Origin of the sequence: Paenibacillus sp. JSM ZJ436 (genome assembly GCF_044383795.1) — a bacterium.
Classification (GTDB): Bacteria; Bacillota; Bacilli; order Paenibacillales; family Paenibacillaceae; genus Paenibacillus_AQ; species Paenibacillus_AQ algicola.
Map to the genome: position 1 here is coordinate 49576 of NZ_JBISEO010000008.1, position 17477 is coordinate 67052.

Annotated in this window: 17 protein-coding genes, 1 pseudogene and 1 riboswitch; of the genes and pseudogenes, 13 read left to right on the top strand and 5 right to left on the bottom strand. The window is 51.7% G+C overall.

The genetic code is table 11. The features are described from left to right. Nucleotides 1-177 precede the first annotated feature (177 nt). The gene (locus ACH6EH_RS12170) at nucleotides 178-537 is read left to right on the top strand and encodes a HesB/IscA family protein (RefSeq protein ID WP_397332490.1); all 360 of its coding nucleotides are present in this window, start codon (nucleotides 178-180) and stop codon (nucleotides 535-537) included. A gap of 253 nt (nucleotides 538-790) precedes the next feature. Then, nucleotides 791-919, top strand: a pseudogene (locus ACH6EH_RS12175) (type II toxin-antitoxin system HicB family antitoxin); the annotation flags it as partial. Nucleotides 920-990: 71 nt separating this feature from the next. Here ACH6EH_RS12175 and ACH6EH_RS12180 read toward each other — a convergent pair. Then, the gene (locus ACH6EH_RS12180; protein ID WP_397332491.1) at nucleotides 991-1200 is read right to left on the bottom strand and encodes a hypothetical protein; all 210 of its coding nucleotides are present in this window, start codon (nucleotides 1198-1200) and stop codon (nucleotides 991-993) included. Between the two features lie 227 nt (nucleotides 1201-1427). Between ACH6EH_RS12180 and ACH6EH_RS12185 the strand changes: the two genes are divergently transcribed. Next, nucleotides 1428-2090 carry a YheC/YheD family protein gene (locus ACH6EH_RS12185; protein WP_397332492.1) on the top strand — a complete coding sequence of 221 codons (663 nt, stop codon included), beginning with the start codon at nucleotides 1428-1430 and terminating at the stop codon, nucleotides 2088-2090. A 302-nt stretch (nucleotides 2091-2392) separates the two neighbouring features. Beyond that, complete coding sequence (gene sda / locus ACH6EH_RS12190; protein WP_138226916.1) at nucleotides 2393-2536, top strand: sporulation histidine kinase inhibitor Sda; 144 nt, start codon at nucleotides 2393-2395, stop codon at nucleotides 2534-2536. 131 nt (nucleotides 2537-2667) lie between these two features. On the opposite strand, the gene ACH6EH_RS12195 is transcribed toward sda, so the two are convergent. Continuing rightward, nucleotides 2668-3666, bottom strand: coding sequence for an NAD(P)/FAD-dependent oxidoreductase (locus ACH6EH_RS12195; RefSeq protein ID WP_138226915.1), 999 nt, complete (start codon nucleotides 3664-3666; stop codon nucleotides 2668-2670). Nucleotides 3667-4023: 357 nt separating this feature from the next. On the opposite strand from ACH6EH_RS12195, the gene ACH6EH_RS12200 reads away from it, so the two are divergent. Both ACH6EH_RS12200 and ACH6EH_RS12205 read left to right on the top strand, forming a co-directional pair. Continuing rightward, entirely contained in the window at nucleotides 4024-5214 is a 1191-nt protein-coding gene (locus ACH6EH_RS12200) for an NAD(P)/FAD-dependent oxidoreductase (protein WP_208203286.1), read from the top strand. Beyond that, nucleotides 5215-5463, top strand: a complete 249-nt coding sequence (locus ACH6EH_RS12205; protein WP_397332493.1) for a hypothetical protein — start codon at nucleotides 5215-5217, stop codon at nucleotides 5461-5463. 575 nt (nucleotides 5464-6038) lie between these two features. Here the strand turns inward: ACH6EH_RS12205 and hemQ are convergent. Next, nucleotides 6039-6788, bottom strand: coding sequence for a hydrogen peroxide-dependent heme synthase (gene hemQ / locus ACH6EH_RS12210; protein ID WP_397332494.1), 750 nt, complete (start codon nucleotides 6786-6788; stop codon nucleotides 6039-6041). A 195-nt stretch (nucleotides 6789-6983) separates the two neighbouring features. Between hemQ and ACH6EH_RS12215 the strand changes: the two genes are divergently transcribed. The 3 genes from ACH6EH_RS12215 to dnaI all read left to right on the top strand — a co-directional run bounded on the left by ACH6EH_RS12215 (nucleotide 6984) and on the right by dnaI (nucleotide 10002). Next, nucleotides 6984-7283 carry a YuiB family protein gene (locus ACH6EH_RS12215; protein ID WP_138226908.1) on the top strand — a complete coding sequence of 100 codons (300 nt, stop codon included), beginning with the start codon at nucleotides 6984-6986 and terminating at the stop codon, nucleotides 7281-7283. Nucleotides 7284-7484: 201 nt separating this feature from the next. After that, on the top strand, nucleotides 7485-8990 hold the full coding sequence (locus ACH6EH_RS12220) for a DnaD domain protein (RefSeq protein ID WP_397332495.1): 1506 nt from the start codon (nucleotides 7485-7487) through the stop codon (nucleotides 8988-8990). A 49-nt stretch (nucleotides 8991-9039) separates the two neighbouring features. Continuing rightward, on the top strand, nucleotides 9040-10002 hold the full coding sequence (gene dnaI / locus ACH6EH_RS12225) for a primosomal protein DnaI (RefSeq protein WP_138227866.1): 963 nt from the start codon (nucleotides 9040-9042) through the stop codon (nucleotides 10000-10002). Nucleotides 10003-10089: 87 nt separating this feature from the next. On the opposite strand, the gene ACH6EH_RS12230 is transcribed toward dnaI, so the two are convergent. Next, nucleotides 10090-10245: a YqzM family protein gene (locus ACH6EH_RS12230; protein ID WP_138226906.1), complete on the bottom strand. Its 156-nt coding sequence runs from the start codon at nucleotides 10243-10245 to the stop codon at nucleotides 10090-10092. 224 nt (nucleotides 10246-10469) lie between these two features. Between ACH6EH_RS12230 and trxA the strand changes: the two genes are divergently transcribed. Continuing rightward, a complete protein-coding gene (gene trxA, locus ACH6EH_RS12235; protein ID WP_138226905.1) occupies nucleotides 10470-10787 on the top strand; it encodes a thioredoxin in 318 nt (105 codons plus the stop codon). 97 nt (nucleotides 10788-10884) lie between these two features. Then, on the top strand, nucleotides 10885-12987 hold the full coding sequence (gene uvrC, locus ACH6EH_RS12240) for an excinuclease ABC subunit UvrC (protein ID WP_397332496.1): 2103 nt from the start codon (nucleotides 10885-10887) through the stop codon (nucleotides 12985-12987). A gap of 204 nt (nucleotides 12988-13191) precedes the next feature. Here the strand turns inward: uvrC and ACH6EH_RS12245 are convergent, their stop codons facing one another. Further along, nucleotides 13192-14850 carry a CPBP family intramembrane glutamic endopeptidase gene (locus ACH6EH_RS12245; protein WP_397332497.1) on the bottom strand — a complete coding sequence of 553 codons (1659 nt, stop codon included), beginning with the start codon at nucleotides 14848-14850 and terminating at the stop codon, nucleotides 13192-13194. A 315-nt stretch (nucleotides 14851-15165) separates the two neighbouring features. After that, nucleotides 15166-15310: riboswitch (cyclic di-AMP (ydaO/yuaA leader) on the top strand. 92 nt (nucleotides 15311-15402) lie between these two features. Between ACH6EH_RS12245 and ACH6EH_RS12250 the strand changes: the two genes are divergently transcribed. Further along, nucleotides 15403-16743 carry a TrkH family potassium uptake protein gene (locus ACH6EH_RS12250; RefSeq protein ID WP_397332575.1) on the top strand — a complete coding sequence of 447 codons (1341 nt, stop codon included), beginning with the start codon at nucleotides 15403-15405 and terminating at the stop codon, nucleotides 16741-16743. A 14-nt stretch (nucleotides 16744-16757) separates the two neighbouring features. Beyond that, the gene (locus ACH6EH_RS12255) at nucleotides 16758-17423 is read left to right on the top strand and encodes a potassium channel family protein (protein WP_138226902.1); all 666 of its coding nucleotides are present in this window, start codon (nucleotides 16758-16760) and stop codon (nucleotides 17421-17423) included. Nucleotides 17424-17477: the final 54 nt, after the last annotated feature.

Consider the following 17477-nt stretch of genomic DNA (forward strand, 5'->3'; position numbering starts at 1 on the left):
TCTGCATGGAGCAATACAAACCAAGAGGAAAACGATGAAGAAGCTGGCTTGCCCGAAGGGAAGCATGATCCTTGTTTACAGTCATTAGAGATGCCGTGTAGACAGGGAGACCCTGGCTTGAGGGATGTCGTAATCTGGAGTATACTAAGACATGAAACGCGAAAAGGAGGGATACCTATGATTACAATCAGCGAATCAGCAGCAGAGCGACTGAAAGAGATGCTGTCTGAGCAGGAATTACCGAATATGTTCCTTCGTCTGGGCGTGACTTCCGGTGGCTGCAGCGGATTCTCCTATGCCATGGGCTTTGACGACGACGAGACGGAAAATGATGTATATATGGATGTGCAGGACCTTAAAGTGGTGGTCGATAAGGAGAGCGTGAAGTACCTCAACGGCCTGGAAATTGATTTTGAAGAGTCGGGAATGACCGGCGGCTTCACCATTCATAACCCGAATGCGACCGTGACCTGCGGCTGCGGCAGCTCGTTCCGTACGGCGACAGACGCCGGCAAGCCGAGCGAGGAGCCTTGCTAGGACGCGCTTTCCGGGGAAGTGCGGATTGTACCTGTAAAAACGCAGTCCTCAATGGCGATTTGGTATAATAACAACCCTAAATTTAACGTTTAGGGATTGTGGATCACGGCCTTTATGACGGTAAAATAACCGTTATGGAGGTCGTTTTTCTGTCGTTAAAGAAGCGTACGAAGAGTGTTACTACTGGAAAGAACTTTCCGCACCTCTTACCTTTGAGCAAGCAATAATTCTTCAATAGATACTTTTTCAATGTAAGACGCTGACAATTCCAAAATGGCTCGACGATTCAGCTGCAGAAAGCAAAGTGAATTATTCACACGTACTGCAAGACGCGTTAAAGAACGATCTTGGAGTGACTGAGCGTAACAAAAACCGTTCATAGTAAATGAAAACGACCCCCGCTGGATTGCGCTTCAGCCTTGAAGCATAATCCTACGGGGGTCGTATTCTTTCTTATGAAGCGAAGAAGAATTTCTCATTCAGCATAAAGATTACCATGGATGCAGCTACTAATGAAAAAGCGATGCAGCCCGCTCCGAGACCTCTGCGCTTGTCCTTCAGAAATTTAAAGCCGATGGCAAAAATGAATACGGTAATGGCGGCCAGAGATAATGACATGCCAATCATGGCAATCCAGTACAGAATAGTGAAAAAAGCCTCCAATGTAAATGCCTCCCCTTACTAAAATCCAGTATGATGCTCCGCGTAAAGCTTCCATAATACTATACGACAGATTGCAGGGTTTGGAAAGAGACAGCCTGATCCGCTGTGGTGATTAATTAGGGATAGCGGGACAATCATCCAAGAAGAAGAGGGCGGGGCTGAGTAAAATATAGCATCAGCTTTTTAGCGTAGAGCAAGTCAGTCTACTTCAGAGGAGGTATCGGTGCATGGCAGCCAGACAATTGGCCAGCAAGTGGTTAAAGACTGAAGCGTTGCGGAGCGATCCGCGGTTAATTCCATATATCCCGGAAACGACGTCATTATCTCCGGAGGCACTCAATTCCATGCTGCTAAAGCATGGGAAGGTGGTAATCAAGCCGGTCGTCGGTACAGGCGGGAACGGGGTGATCCTGATCCAGTCTAACGAAAAGGGCTACAGCGTCAGGCATCAGAGAGTAAGCCGCCATGTCAGCGCCTTCCCGGAGCTGCTTCGGCTCCTCTCCAGACTCCGGTTCAGGAGAGCCTATTTGATCCAGCAGGGCATTGAGCTAGCCACTATTCAGGGCCGGCCGCTGGACTACCGGGTCAAGGTGGTAAAAGATAGAGGCGCCTGGGCATGCCGCGCAATGGTAGGGCGGCTGGCACGGCGAGGGCTATTCGTGACCAATTTATGCAAAGGCGGAACGATGCTTCCTGGCAGGCGGGCTATCGCCCTTTCACTGCCACAGGCTAATGTGCCGCAGATCAGAAAGGATCTTCGAGCATTGACACGGATCGGCACCGAAGTGATGGAGAAGCATTTTCCAGGTATAGGAGAGCTGGGCTTTGATTATGGAATTGATACCGAAGGACGCATCTGGATCTTTGAGGTAAATACTCGTCCGCACTGATGATTTCATCAAAAAATTCCAGTTTTGTTTACTTGATTCCCCTTTCGGGTAATAACAAAAGAATACTAGCTTGCCGATATAATATATAAATCTATTATTTTTTTTTGGAGACCCACGGACGGTCGCAGCCTGTGTATAAATAATATCCCCATAATCCACTTTAGTTCCATGCAGGTTGGGGATAGTTACCAACATATTGTGCACAGGATTTCCACAATGCCTTGTGGATAGACGAACGGTTGTTCTGTCATCCAATGTCTGATATGATGAATTCAGGAAAATTGAGGAAGGGGTGTATTCTGATGGCTATGTTAACGGATGAGATGCTTTTGGATTCCTACTATATGGCGGTGGAACTGAAGCTTGAACGGGAATTCATATCTCTTCTGATGGCGGAGATCCAGAAACGGAACCTCAACACCGATTCCATCATGCTCCTGCATTAGTCCGCCGGCAGTCACCTACTATATATAGAGCAGCACCTATGGCAATAGCTCCATTCTGTTGCCTCATAGAAAAGGTATCTTTCATGCCGCTGGCCCTGGGCCTGCAGAAGAAAGATACCTTTTTTGTGTCCTCACATCTTCATATTGGTGCTGTGCCCCGGAGACAGCCGGGCGTCCGGATCAAAATAAACCTTCGCGTTATTAACAGCCGTCGGTGCCTCGCCAAACCCAACTGCGATCAGCTTCACCTTTCCCGGATAACTGGTAATATCCCCGGCGGCGAAAATGCCGGATACGCTCGTTTCCATCCGGGAATCGACCACAATGGAATTGTTGTCAATCGCAATACCCCACTCTGTAATAGGGCCAAGCGAAGAGACAAAGCCGAAATTGACAATTACATCATCGACCTCAATATCCTGCTCTTCCTTGCTCTTAATATGAGTCAGGGTCACCTTCGTAATCTGGTCCTCACCGTGAAGCGCGGTAATCTCGGTAGGGGTAATGACTTGTACACTGGAGCTCATAAGCCGCTCTACGCTATGCTCATGGGCACGGAACTTATCCCGGCGGTGTACAAGGGTAACCTGCGCAGCCAAAGGCTCCAGCATCAAGGCCCAGTCAACGGCAGAGTCGCCGCCGCCGCTGATCAGCACTCTCTTGCCCTCAAAGCGTCTCAAATCGCTGACAAAGTAGTGCAGGTTGCGTTCTTCAAAAGCGGCTGCATTCGGCAGCTCCAGGCGCCGGGGTTCAAAGGCGCCAACCCCGGCCGTAATGATCACAGACTTACCGTGATGCTCGCCCTTATCCGTCTTGACGATAAAATGGCGTTCCGCGGCTTTCTCCACCGTATGGACCTTCTCATCCAGGCGGATATCGGTATCGAAATGATCCATCTGCTTGGATAGATTGTTAACCAGCTCCTGAGCGGTCACTTTCGGGAAGCCGGCGACATCATATATATACTTCTCGGGATACAATGCAGACAGCTGTCCCCCGAGCTGAGGCATGCTCTCGATCAGTTTCACCGAGGCCTGCCGCATGCCGCCGTAAAATGCGGCGAACATGCCTGCCGGGCCTCCTCCAATAATGAGCAGGTCGGTCATTGACTCCTGCGGTATATCTGTCATGGGGGTACACCTCCGTTTTTTTATAAACCATTCCAGCAATTCATCATTATTATAATGCTCTTTACCCCTCAAAGAAAGCCGAAGGAGCAGGGGAGGCGCTTTCACGGGATGGAAGCAGGCTTTCATATAATAATAATCCGGCATATGCAAGCTGGGGTGGTTTTTCCTAGCTAAATTACCGCTTGATCTTTGTTCTGAAACTGTCTATGATTAACGTGATAACTTGCGTCATCATGTGTCAATCTCAGCGGGCTCTAATCCAGAGCTCTCTATTTTTTTATGTTTTATCACAGGGTACCAAACGTATATTTCTGAAATCCAATTATATAGATAAGCAAGCTTGGAAGGAGCAGGAACATGAGCAGCATACCGAAAATCGTAATCCTTGGAGCGGGTTACGGCGGCATTTTAACAGCGCAGCGGCTGCAAAAGGAATTGAATTATAATGAAGCAGATGTCACGCTGGTCAATCGCCATGACTATCATTATATAACGACCCATCTGCATATGCCCGCTGCAGGAACAGACAGCATCGAGAACACCAGAGTATCCATCTCGAAGCTGATCGACGAGTTCAAGATTGATCTGGTCAAATCCTCTGTACAGGAGATCCGGCTCCATGACAAGAAGGTCATTCTTGAGGATGGTACCCTTTCCTATGATTATCTCATCATTGCCTTGGGTGGTGAGCCCGAAACCTTCGGGATTCCAGGACTTGCAGAGCATGCTATGTCCATCCGCAGCATCAACTCGGTCCGGCTGATCCGCTCCCATATCGAGCATCAGTTCGCGCTCTACAAGAATGAACGCCGGCCGCAGGAGCGGATTAATTTCGTTGTGGGCGGTGCAGGCTTTAGCGGCATCGAATTTGTGGCGGAGCTTGCGGACCGCATCCCGAAGCTGTGTAAGGAATATGATGTCGATCCCGCACTGGTCAATATCTACAATGTCGAGGCGGCCCCTTCGGCCCTTCCGGGCTTCGCGCCGGAGCTGGTGGATTACGCAATGGAGCTGCTGACGCGTAAAGGCGTTACCTTTAAGCTCGGCACCGCAATTCAGGAGTGTACTCCGCATGGCGTCGTCTTAAGCACCGGAGAGGAGCTTCGTTCCAACACGGTCGTGTGGACGGGAGGAATCCGGGGCAACCGGCTTATTGAAGCTGCCGGACTTGAGACGATGCGCGGCCGGGTCAAGGTGGATGAATATCTGCGGGCACCGGGGCATGATCATATTTATATTATCGGTGACAATTCCCTGGTGCTGAACGGGGAGCGCCCTTACCCGCCAACGGCTCAGATGGCCATCCAGCAGGGCATCTGCTGCGCACAGAACATTGTGGCTACTATTCGCGGCAAGGTGCTGCGGAAGTTCCAGTACCAGCACAAGGGCACCGTAGCTTCCCTGGGCAAGGGACAGGGCATTGGCGTCGTGGGAAGCAAGCAGTATCAGGGCTGGAAGGCAGCGCAGCTAAAGAAGCTGGTGGATCTCCGGTATTTGTTTATGATCGGCGGCATTCCGCTCGTACTCAAAAAAGGACGGTTTCTATAAATGAGACATTGCAGTGTACAGGTACGCGGATTGCTGGAGCGGCAGGAGCTGGACCGTTATAACGCGCTCATGGAGGTCGGATCCTATCTGGAATCCCAGGAGCGCTATGACCTCGCCTACTCTATTCAGCAGGAGGTGGACCTGCTCATTATGCCGGCGATCGAGCGGCTGAAGGAGAAGAGCAGGGCGAGGGATGCGGCTACCGCGGAGTATCTTCAGTCTCTTCGTGATGACGAGGACGAGAATTAGAATGAACGTTGGATAAGCCATAATAAAGGGGCTGTCCCCAAAGCAGATTCTTGTTTAACGAGGCAGCTCACTTGAGTGAGATCTGAAGCAAAAAATAAAGACATGGCGGAGTCAGGGAGGTGATCCCAGCACCGCCATGTCTTTATTTCGGTCTATTGCCGCCTTCTTGAGCAAATTATGGGCGAGCGAAAGCCATCCGACCTCAAGGCTCACTGGCGATTTGGCGCGAGGAATACATTTGCTGGGTGTAGGCGTAAATGAGGACTTTGGTGAGCATTGGATGGAATGTCTTCTACATCCATGGTCAGATAAAGTTGATTCATGGTATATTGAATGTACAAATGAAACCGCTCCCTTTTAAATGGCTGCTAGACACTTCCATTCTGCCAAAGGGCGGTTTCTTTGTGTTACCTGTTTTTTGGGGGATGGATATGCACCAGAATAAATTCAAAGAAATTTGGGGGCAACAGCGAGGGGAGGAACGTTTCGTACGCGGAGCATCTCGCAACAACAAACGAGGCCATCCCATAAGACCCTAGATCTTTTGGGACAGCCTCTTTATAGTCATGCAAGTGCTAAACCTTCATCAGCTGGTTAAAGTTATCGGCCTGAAGCAGGTTGCCGACGTAGAACGGACCGAACTCGCCGAAGCGCGCGCTGACTTCATCAAAGCGCATTTCATATACAAGCTTCTTGAACTGAAGCGCATCATCTGCGAACAAGGTTACGCCCCATTCCCAGTCGTCAAAGCCGACCGAGCCGGTGATAATCTGCTTCACCTTACCGGCATAGCCGCGGCCGATCAGGCCATGGCTTTGCATCATCGTGCGGCGCTCATCCATGCTAAGCATGTACCAGTTGTCCTGCAAATCCCGCTTCTTGTTCATCGGGTAGAAGCAGATGTGCCTGGACTTGGGAAGCTCCGGCTTTAGGCGGGCAATCACATGCGGATTCTCCATCGGATCGCCGCCGGAAGATCCGGCCAGGTAATTGCTGAGCTCCACTACGCTTACGTAAGAGTAAGCCTTGGTCGTATACTTGGCAAACGTCGTCTTGTTAAAGGCATTTTCGATTTCGTTCAGCTCCTCCAGCGTCTCGCGAAGGTGCATCAGCACGAAGTCAGCCTTTTGTCCAACGATCGTGTATACAGCAGTACTGCCTTGCTTACTCTCCCCGGTGGCTTCCCAGGCGGAAAGAAATTCATTCAGCTCTTCCAGCGCAACTGCGCGCTCCTCTTCATCCGCGGCCTTCCAGGCCGGCCAATGGATGGAACGAAAATCATGCAGAGCGTACCAGCCCTCCAGGGTCATGGCAGCTTCATTCATATGATCACTCCTGTTTCATCGTGAAATGGTTAGGTCAGGCATATCTTCCTACATTGTAGCGAAGGAGGGGCTGAAGGGCAAACCCTGACACAATCTATTCATGGAATATTCGTTGATAAGCGACATTTTTTTTAGTAAACTACTAACTAGTCCGTCCGGTTTTGCGGCGGTATAAAGAAGAGGTGAAGGTCGGCAATGCTTGAATTGATCCCCGTGTTGGTACTGATGATATTATTTTTTGTAATGATGTTCGGGATTGGCTTTATATTGAACATGCTGATGAAGACGACCTGGTTTCCGTGCTATCTATTCGTGCTTGTCATTCTGCCGGTGGTAGTATACAGTATGTGGAACTCCAGCGAGACCACGTTCCTGAGCCATATCGGCTCGTACGGCCTGGTGGATTATTTGACCGGAATTGCGGGGCTGGCAGGTGCGGTGCTGAGCGGCTGGGCGATACATGTCCTGCGCGTCAAGGGCTTTAAGATGTTCTAAGGTAATGTTGGATTGTGTCTGATGTCATTGGCGGCTCACCCCATTCGGGCGGGTCGTTTTTGTTTCTTTTTTCACAGGTGATTTCATAGAATTTAGTTGGATTTAACAGATATCGCCCTCTGTATTTATGATAGAATAGAGGCAGTCTATTTTCGGCCGGGACCTGTTCTTGGCGAAAAAGACGGGGAAGGAGCTTACACCATGCGCATGACTAATTTTTTGCATTATACCGAGAATCACCGTTACTGCGTGTACCGCGACTTCTGCCTGAGCGGCTTGGATGACAAAATGCTCAGTTCCATTTATCAACCGATGGTTGGCGCCTTCGCCATCAGTCTGTACCGCTTGCTGTGCACACATGTGCCGCTGGAAAAGGTGGGGTACTCCCCGATTGATCAGCAGCGCCGCCTGTTTCTGACGCTTGGCCTGGAGCCCAGCGAGAAGGGCCGCCGCTACCTGATTGAGCAAACCTCCAGACTGGAGGCGGTGGGGCTGCTGCAGACGAGCCGGCTTTATGCTCCGGAAAATGACGATTATATATATGAGTACGAGCTGCAGACACCATTGTCGCCCTCGGAATTTTTTAATACACAGCATCTGACACTGCTGCTGCGTGACAAGGTCGGCAAATTCGCCGTGCTTGCCCTGCGGGAGCAGCTGTGGAGCAAGGAACCGCAGGAGTGGACTGGCGTTTCCTTCAACAAGGAGAACATCTCGGTTCCTTTCTATGATATTTTTGAGCTGAATACGCATGTAATTGATTACGAGCTCGAGCAGGCGCTGACCGAGGTGGAGACGCCGCGCAAGCAGGCGGTTCCTGTAGTCTCTGCGGGAGAAGGCGGATTGAATTATGCGGACATTATTTTGCGCTTTCCGCGTGAATCGCGGAACCGCGTCTTTGTGGAACGGCTGCGCCATGACCATGAACAGCTCGGTGTCGTCAATTATGTAGTCCGCAAGTATGACCTGAATGTGCAGGATTTATGCCGTCTTCTGGATGAAGATGGGATTTTCTCCAGTCAGGGTGAGGTTATGCTCGATGATCTCCAGCACAAGGCAAGCCTTCATTTCCGTCAGGGCATGAAGCTGCAGGAGAAGCGTCAGGTGACCGCAGGCAAGGTGGTCGCTTTGCATCAGGAGCTGAGCGCCGATCAGGACGTGCCGGCAGAGGAGCATGCAGTCCAGAGCGAATATTATGTGGAGGTTCCGCTGCAATTTCAGTCCAAGTGTGATATTCACCAATACAATATGATGCTTCGCAATGAACCGTATACCCGGCTGCTGCAGACCTTTTTTCCGGGCTCGGTGCCGGCTCACTTCATGGATATGTTCGAGAAAATCGACCATAGCTACAAGCTTCCGGGCGAAGTTATTAATATTCTGATTCATTATCTGATGTCTTTAATTGCTGCAGGCGGCGACCAGCGGATCAACCGCAACTTTGTCGAGGCGATTGCCTCCAACATGCTGCTCAAGCAGGTCGACACCTATGAGAAAGCCGTCCAGTATATCCGCGACCAGGCCAAGAGCAAGGGCAAGCAAGCGGCCGCCGCTTCACGCACGCGTACATACGCCAAGGGGGGGAAAGGCAAGCCGGAGATTCCGGTTGCTCAGACCTCTGTCGGCGGAGAGAGCGTTACGGAAGAGGAGTATGAGGAAATGCTAAGACTGGCTGCCGAGATGCAGACCTCCAAGAAGAGAGGCTAGGGCGTTAGCTCAAATGCATGATATGAACCTATGAAAGAAGGTGATGACGATGGAATCCCTCGGACAGCTGCTCGACAGTATGAAAAGTCCGGCCTTCCGCCGCAGATCCGACGAGCTTCTGGGCCGGATTCTGAGTCATCCGCTGGTGCTCCGCCTGAAGGCCGAGCATCCCGAGCTGGATGAGCAGGCGATCAACAGGAACCTGAGCCGGATCTATCAATATACCAAGGACCATGACCATTGTCAGCATTGTCCGGGCCTGGAGCGTTGTCCGAATGATTTTCAAGGGCATTTCAGCAGCCTGGATATTCAGACGGTTAACGGCAAGGCAGAGATTTATGAGCGGAAGACGCCTTGTGCGCTTCAGATTTCCCGAATGAATGAGGAGCAGATCAAGAAGCGCGTCCGCAGCTTTTATGTGGACGAGCGGGCGCTGGAGGAAGGCTATAACGAGGTTGAGATTATGTCGAAGGATCGGCTTCGCGCCCCGGCGGTGAATCAGGTCTTCCGTTACATCCGGGATACGAAGGAGAACGGCTTGTCGCCCCGGGGGCTGTATCTGACCGGCTCCTTCGGAACCGGAAAGACGTTTCTCATGTGCTATCTGCTGCATGAGCTGGCGAAGGAAGGGCACACCGGTGTTATCGTATATATGCCTGACTTCGTGGAGGATATCAAGTCGATGCTGCAGGAGAGTGCGAAGCTGAAGGAAAGCATTGAGGTGATGAAGCATTGTGACCTGCTTATCTTTGATGATATCGGGGCAGAGAACCTGAGTCCCTGGGTCAGAGATCATGTGCTGGGCTCGATCCTGAACTTTCGCATGAACCGCAAGCCGACCTTTTATACCTCTAATTACCGGCTGGACGGTCTGGAGCAGCATTTGAGCTTCACCAGCAAGGACGGCGAAGAGAGTCATAAAGGACAGCGCCTGATGAACCGGATTGCGCCGTTTGTTGATGAGGTACAGCTATTTGGTGAGAATCAGCGCGGAAATATGAGGAGATCTTAAGCGTTCCTGTCCATCCCCCAAAAAAGAAGGTATCCCGCAGGCCTGGATCAGGCCGGGGATACCTTCTTCTTTGGGACTCTTGAGCGTTTAGCTGATGATGAACTTTACAATGACCATTGCGAAGAATATAACGAGCATGAGGGCAAACATGCCCCCAAAGCCGAGCATCAGGTCGAAAAAGTCATTGCGGGGTTCTTCATTCACATGCTCCCGAGGATCTACTACGTGCACGTTAGCGTCCATGGTGCTGCCTCCTAAACTGCCGACGATGGCGGTCTCTCCGCCAGCATACGGTTGTTACTAGTAGTATACTGGGTGGGCAGCAAGTTTGTAAAGAATATCGGCACAGCCGGGTGCGTTTCCTGATTTCGCAATCGACAGAAGAGTGTGGTATACTATGGGGGCCGGCTTAGACATAATAGTTTAAGCACCGACTGAAACGATATTACAGTAAGGAGGAGAAACTCATGGCTATCGTCAATGTATCCGACCAGACTTTTGCGAACGAAGTAGAAGGTCAAGGAACGGTTGTTGTTGATTTTTGGGCGCCTTGGTGCGGTCCCTGCAAGATGCTGGCTCCAATCCTGGATGAGTTGTCCCAGGACCTCGGTGATGATGTGAAAATTGCGAAGGTGAATGTGGATGAGAACCCTGAATCCGCATCCCGCTTTGGCGTAATGAGTATTCCTACGCTGATCTTCTTTAAAGACGGCCAGCCTGTCGATAAAGTAGTAGGGCTCAACTCCAAGGAAGCTCTGAAAGGCATTATCGCGAAGCATCAATAAGCATAACGCTGAGACTTGCAAGCACTCATACAGCGCCTTCGGTATTGATTTGCCGGAGGCGCTTTGTGTGATTTCCCCCTTGGAGAGGAGGAGAAGGATGGAGGACTTTGCGCGTAGGCTTCAGGAACAGGAGAAGGCCATGGAGAAGATTCGCAACAAGCTCGCGCTGCTGCCTGACCAGTCAGGCTGCTATCTGATGAAGAACGGAGAAGGCACCATTATTTATGTGGGCAAGGCGAAGGTTCTCAAGAACCGGGTCCGTTCGTATTTCACCGGCAGTCATGACGGCAAGACCCAGCGGCTCGTTTCGGAAATCCGTGACTTTGAATACATTGTGACGAGCAGCAACATGGAGGCCCTGATTCTGGAGTGCAACCTGATCAAGACGCATCAGCCGCGTTACAACGTTCTGCTTAAGGACGACAAGACCTATCCTTATCTAAAAATAACTCACGAACCGCACCCCCGCCTCATTGTGACGCGGAAGGTGCTTAAAGATAAAGCAAAATATTTCGGCCCTTATCCGAACGCCTATGCGGCCCATGAAACGAAGAAGCTGCTGGACCGGATGTATCCGCTCCGCAAATGTGACGTCATGCCAAAGGACGTATGCCTCTATTACCATATGGGCCAGTGCATGGCTCCCTGCGTGAAGGACATTCCGCAGCAGGCTTATGAGGATATTACGAATGACATTCGCGGCTTTCTGAGCGGCGGGCATGAGGAAGTGAAGAAGGAGCTTCAGCGGAAGATGCAGGAGGCTGCGGAGGAGCTGTACTTCGAGCGGGCCAAAGAGCTTCGGGATCAGATTATGCATATTGATGCCATCATGGAGAAGCAGAAAATTACGACCGCAGATACCCGGGACCGGGACGTGTTCGGCTATTGGACAGACAAGGGCTGGATGTGTGTGCAGATTTTTTATATGCGCCAGGGCAAAATGGTTCAGCGCAACACGTCGGCTTTCCCGTATTACGGCGAAGCCTACAGTGATTTCCTGTCCTTCGTAGCCCAGTATTACAGCGACAATCCGGCGCTGCCGCAAGAGATTCTGCTTCCTTATCCCGTGGAGGCCTCGGAGCAGGCTGGAGGAGAGCCTTCCGAAGGCGGGGAGGCGGCCGGCACGGCTGAAGTTTCTTCGGAGCAGCAGGCTGCAGCGTCTGTCAGTGCGGCCGCGCTGCAATCTATGGTTCCGGTTCCAAAGAAGCCGCTGGCGGCCGAAGCAGCATTAGAAGAAGCGGAAGCAACGGAGAGTGATGAGGACGCGCTGCAGGACAATCCGCTGCAGCAGCAGATCGCACGTCCCGGTGCGGTTGAGCCCTCAGGAGCGGCTTTAGCACTGCAGCAGTGGATTGGTGTCAAGGTGTATGTGCCGCAGCGCGGCACGAAGCGTCAGATGGTTGGCATGGCGGTGGACAACGCCAAGGTCGCCCTGAACGAGAAATTCCGCTTAATTGAGCGGGATGAAGAGCGGACCACGATCGCTGCTGCCAATCTCGGTGAGGTCATCGGTATTGAGAAGCTGCACCGGATCGAAGCGTTTGATAACTCCAACATTCAGGGAGCGAATCCGGTCTCGGCGATGGTGGTATTCACCGATGGCAAGCCGGACAAGAAGGAGTACCGTAAATATAAGGTGCGCTCCGTACAGGGGCCGGATGATTATGAGACGATGCGCGAGGTGATCCGGCGCCGCTATGAACGGGTGCTGAAAGAGAATCTTGCCATGCCGGATCTGATCGTTGTGGACGGTGGCAGAGGCCAGATCTCGGCAGCGTCTGACATTTTGCAGAACGAGCTGGGGCTCTTTATCCCGGTCTGTGGTCTGGTCAAGGATGCCAAGCATAAGACAGCCCAGCTGATGGTCGGCGACCCGCCGGAGCCAGTCTCGCTGCCGCGGGACAGCCAGGAGTTCTATCTCCTGCAGCGCATTCAGGATGAGGTGCACCGGTTCGCCATCTCGTTTCACCGCGAGCAGCGTGGCAAGTCGATGGTCACCTCGAAGCTGGATGCCATTCCCGGCATTGGCGAGAAGCGGCGTAAGCTGCTGCTGAAGCATTTCGGCTCGGTGAAGAAGATCAAGGAAGCCAGTATTGAGGATTTCCGCCCGTTATCAATTGGCGACAAGCTGGCGAGGCAGATTCTGAAGGCGTTGAATGACGAGATGGAGACCGAGGGCGGAAACGACCTGAGAGGATGAATTCGCCAAAGCAAGATTAGGGCTGTCTCGAAAATGGATTCATGTTTAACGAGACAACTCCTGCAACTCCCTTGAGTGAAATATGAAGCACAAATAAAGACATGGAAGAGTCAGGGCGGTTAGCCCAGCTCTTCCATGTCTTTATTTGGGTGGTTCAAAGAAACAGCCTCATTATAGTGTCATCGCAGTGCTGTATGAATCGCTTTATGCTGCGGGACCGGGAAGCGTCCTCGGACGATGGAAGATATGGATCAGATACGCCACGAGGGCTGGCAGCAGCATGTAGAAGATGCCTGTGAGCAGGTTCCCTGTTCCATTCATCATCGCCAGGCTGAAGCCCATCAGGATGCTGTTGAAGATAATATGGGAGAACATGACCGCCAAATATCCATACCGCAGAAAGATAAAGCTGAACAGTAAACCGATAACGATGAGCTCGATCGGCCTTGATATGACTGGGAAAATAGGATACAGCGTATGCCCCAGCGCCCAAATCAGGGACGAAATCAGACTTGCGGCCAGTGTGCTCCGGAATATTTTGGACAGCATCTTGATGCCAAACAGGCGATATACGGTTTCTTCCATGATGCCGGCAAACCATGCCATCAGAGGGAACAGCCATGGATACAGCATATTGTAGGGAGATTGGCTGGCGTCAATGGTTGACCATGTGTTCAGTGTCAGCCCGAGAACGACAAAGATCATTGACTGCACGCCCATCAAAATAAATGCCCATACATAACCCAGCTTCATGCTCTGCAGTACATAGCGGCCATAACCGGTCTCACGGACCTCGGGAAAAGGATTTAAGCCATCCTCTTTGAGCCAAAGCCCTGTTCCCCCGGCAAGCGAGAAGTAGACCAGAGCCGAAAAGACCAGGGAGTAGCCGGCATAGAAGAGAAGCCGCCCGCCGATCATCGTCTCCGACATCCCTTGAGCTTCATAGGACGGCAGCATATTGTACACATTCAGCATTTGCGTTACAAACACGATGACTGCAAGCAGAACGCCTCGCTTCCAGGAGATGTACATCCGGGTTCTGACGCTGTAAATGACGGCCAGGATGCCCAGGATGAGGGTGAACAGCCCGTAGCCTAGCAAGGTAAGCAGCACGGCAGCCAAGGTTTGCTGATCGACATAAGCCAGATGAGACTCAGGAGCGGCAAAAGCCGTCTCGAAAGACCGAAGCTGTCCGTTCTCAAAGGTAAAGGCAAGCTGCAGCACCGCTTCCCCTGCTTTAGCATCAGGGTCCCGGTAGATGAGTCCGGGCTCACGTTTGCCTGTGACCATCGTCAGTTGCTCGGGATCATAGCCTGCGCGCTGTACCCAAGGGGCAGCTAAAGCCTGCTTCTCCGCAAGCGTCAGCTCTCCTTCGAGCAGGAGCAGCAGCTGCCGCTGCGCCCGGCCCTCCTGCAGCATGGCGCCCTCATAGCCGGAGTCCTGCGAATCGTAGGTGAAGCCGGCGATCGCTCCGGTATGCATATTGACATCGACATGGATGGCATTGCTATTTCCTTGATCCAGAGTGACCCGGTACAGCTCATAAGGATATTTCTCCTTGAATTGTTCGTCATAGAGCTGCACCAGCTTCTCCTTCATCAGGTAGCCGTAAAGCTCAGAGCGCGCAATATATGTCACTAAGGGCTCTTGGCTGCTGCCGGGAGTCAGCGTCATCTGTTCGGTATAAAAGCGCTGTGCCGCCGCTGCTGCTTCGGATTTGTCGATGGGCTGGGGTGTTGACGCCCCGGAATATAGTGCAGGGTACACCTGCAGGGCGAGAAACAGTATACAGCCGGCCAAAGCCATCAGGAGCAAGGGCTTGAAATCCGGCTTAAGGATCAGCGGGGAGCCTGACCGATTCATGATGTCCCTCCTTTATTGCGAAATGGATTTTTTAGTTTGGTGACTCTGTTGAAGACTTTGTTATTTAGAAGTATATAGGCTGGGATGCCGGGAGCACAAATAAGGGCGCCTGGTCCAAGGGAGGGAACCTTCAAATAACTTGAAAAAAACTGAAAACGCGAAGAAAATTCCGAAAACCTCAGAAAAAGGGATGCTGTGATTCTGGAATATGGCTAATTTGAACCTTTTTACATGGATTTCAGTCAAAAACGGTTTTGGATATTCCGTGGCTGCATGCGTTATAATCACATCATGTCAGAACGTCATGACGATAATTGAATAGATCAGCCGAGTTTCGATAAGAAAACGGGGGAACCATGTAATTGGGGTGAATTTCGCTTTTTGCAGGAGAAGCGAATAGGGCAGCCTGTGATATGCCCGAATCCGTCAGCTAACCTCGTAGGCTGTGTGCACAGGGACCCAAACGCGATAAAAAGGCATTGGATTTCCAGTGTCTTTTTTATGTGCCATTTTTAAGAGGTGAGCAAAGTGAAACGGAAGTTGAAATGGAAGCTGAAATGGAAGCTAAAATGGCTCCGCTTGTCCCCGCCGCAGTTTCTGGTTGCGGGCTTTAGTGCCATTATTTTGACCGGGGCTTTTCTGCTGATGCTTCCCATAGCCAGCGAAAGCGGGGAAGGGCTCGGATTTATGGACGCCTTGTTTACGGCCACCTCTGCAACCTGCGTTACGGGTCTTGTCGTTGTGGATACAGAAACGTTCTTCAGCACGTTTGGGGAAATCGTCATTATGTGTATGATACAAGTAGGCGGTCTGGGCTTTATGACGATGGCTACCTTGATTGCGCTGGTTCTCAAGCGCCGAATCTCGCTCAAGGATCGGCTGATCCTGCAGGAGGCCATGAATCAGACCGCTATGGAAGGGATCGTGAGGCTGATCCGAAGAGTGCTGCTGTACTCCTTGTATATTGAAGGGGTGGCGGTAATCATTTATACGGCCAGATGGGCATTCGATATGCCCTTGGGCAAAGCGGCCTATTTTGCCGTTTTCCACGCGATCAGCCTGTTTAACAATGCGGGCTTTGATCTGTTTGGAGATTTCAGAAGCCTGACGGGTTATGTCAGTGACCCCTTTGTAAATCTTACGAGCTTATTTCTTATTATATCCGGCGGAATCGGTTTTATTGTGATGTCAGAAATCGTAGATTATAAAACCCGGCGGAAGCTGTCCCTGCACTCCAAGGTGGTGCTGTCCATGACGGGAGCGCTGATTGTGGTCGGTACGGTCATTATATTTATATTTGAATTTACGAATGTCAAAACGCTGGGCGCACTGGGCTGGGACGGCAAGCTGTGGGGCTCCTTGTTCCAGTCGGTCACGCCGCGGACGGCAGGGGCCAACACCTTGAATATTCCGGATTTGCGCCAGGCCACTCAGTTTTTTATCATTATTCTTATGTTTATTGGAGCATCCCCGGGATCGGCGGGCGGCGGAATCAAGACGACGACCTTTACGATTATGATCGGTGCCGTCATTTCGATGATTCGCGGACGCGATGATATCGTGCTGTTCCGTCACCGGCTGGCGCAGGAGCGGATCTTTAAGGCACTGACGGTCTCCCTGCTGGCTCTGTTGTTTATTGTAGCGGTAGCCATGGTGCTCTCTACAACGGAGGATGCGAGCTTTTTGGCGATTCTGTTTGAAACGGCCTCGGCGTTCTCTACGGTAGGATTGTCCATGGGACTGACGCCCGAGCTGTCCTTGCTCGGCAAGGTGCTAATTACGGTGACCATGTTTGCGGGCCGGGTCGGACTGCTGACACTCGTATTCGCGCTCGGACCAAAGAAGGGAAAAGAGCTGTACCGGTATCCGGAAGGCAAAATGATTATTGGATAAGGGGATAGAAGGACATGAAACCAAAACAGTTTGCGGTGATCGGCCTTGGTCGCTTCGGCGCCAGTCTGGCGCTGGAGCTGATGGACCTTGGCTATGAGGTGCTGGGCGTGGACCGGGACGAAGAGATTGTGGAGGATATGAGCGATCTGCTGACACATACCGTTGTTGCGGATGCTACGGATGAAGAGGTGCTGAAATCGCTAGGCATCCGAAATTTTGACTGCGGGATTGTGGCCATCGGCGATGATATCCAGACGAGCATCCTGACGGCAATTCAGCTCAAGGAGCTTGGTGTGAAGACGGTCGTAGCCAAAGCGATCTCGGTGCTGCACGGAAGGGCTCTGGATAAGCTGGGCGTGGATCGCGTGATTTTTCCGGAGCGGGATATGGGCATCCGGGTCGCGCATCAGCTCGTGACTCCCAATCTGGTGGACTATATGGAGCTGTCGAAGGATTATCTGCTGGTGGAGATGACCGTAACCGAATGCATGGACGGCAAAACGCTCAGCGAGCTGAACACCCGGACGCGATACGGAGTGAGCGTCGTGGCTCTCAATCAGCATAAGGGCATTATTGTGGCGCCGACCGCGATGGACGTCCTCAAGGCGGGAGATATTATGGTCGTCATCGGAACTAAGAATAATATTGACCGCTTTGAAGGTGAAGTCGTTAACACCTAAGGTGAAGCCTGCGGGCCAGGCCGGGCATGAAGCAGTATGTGAAATAGGCAGGCG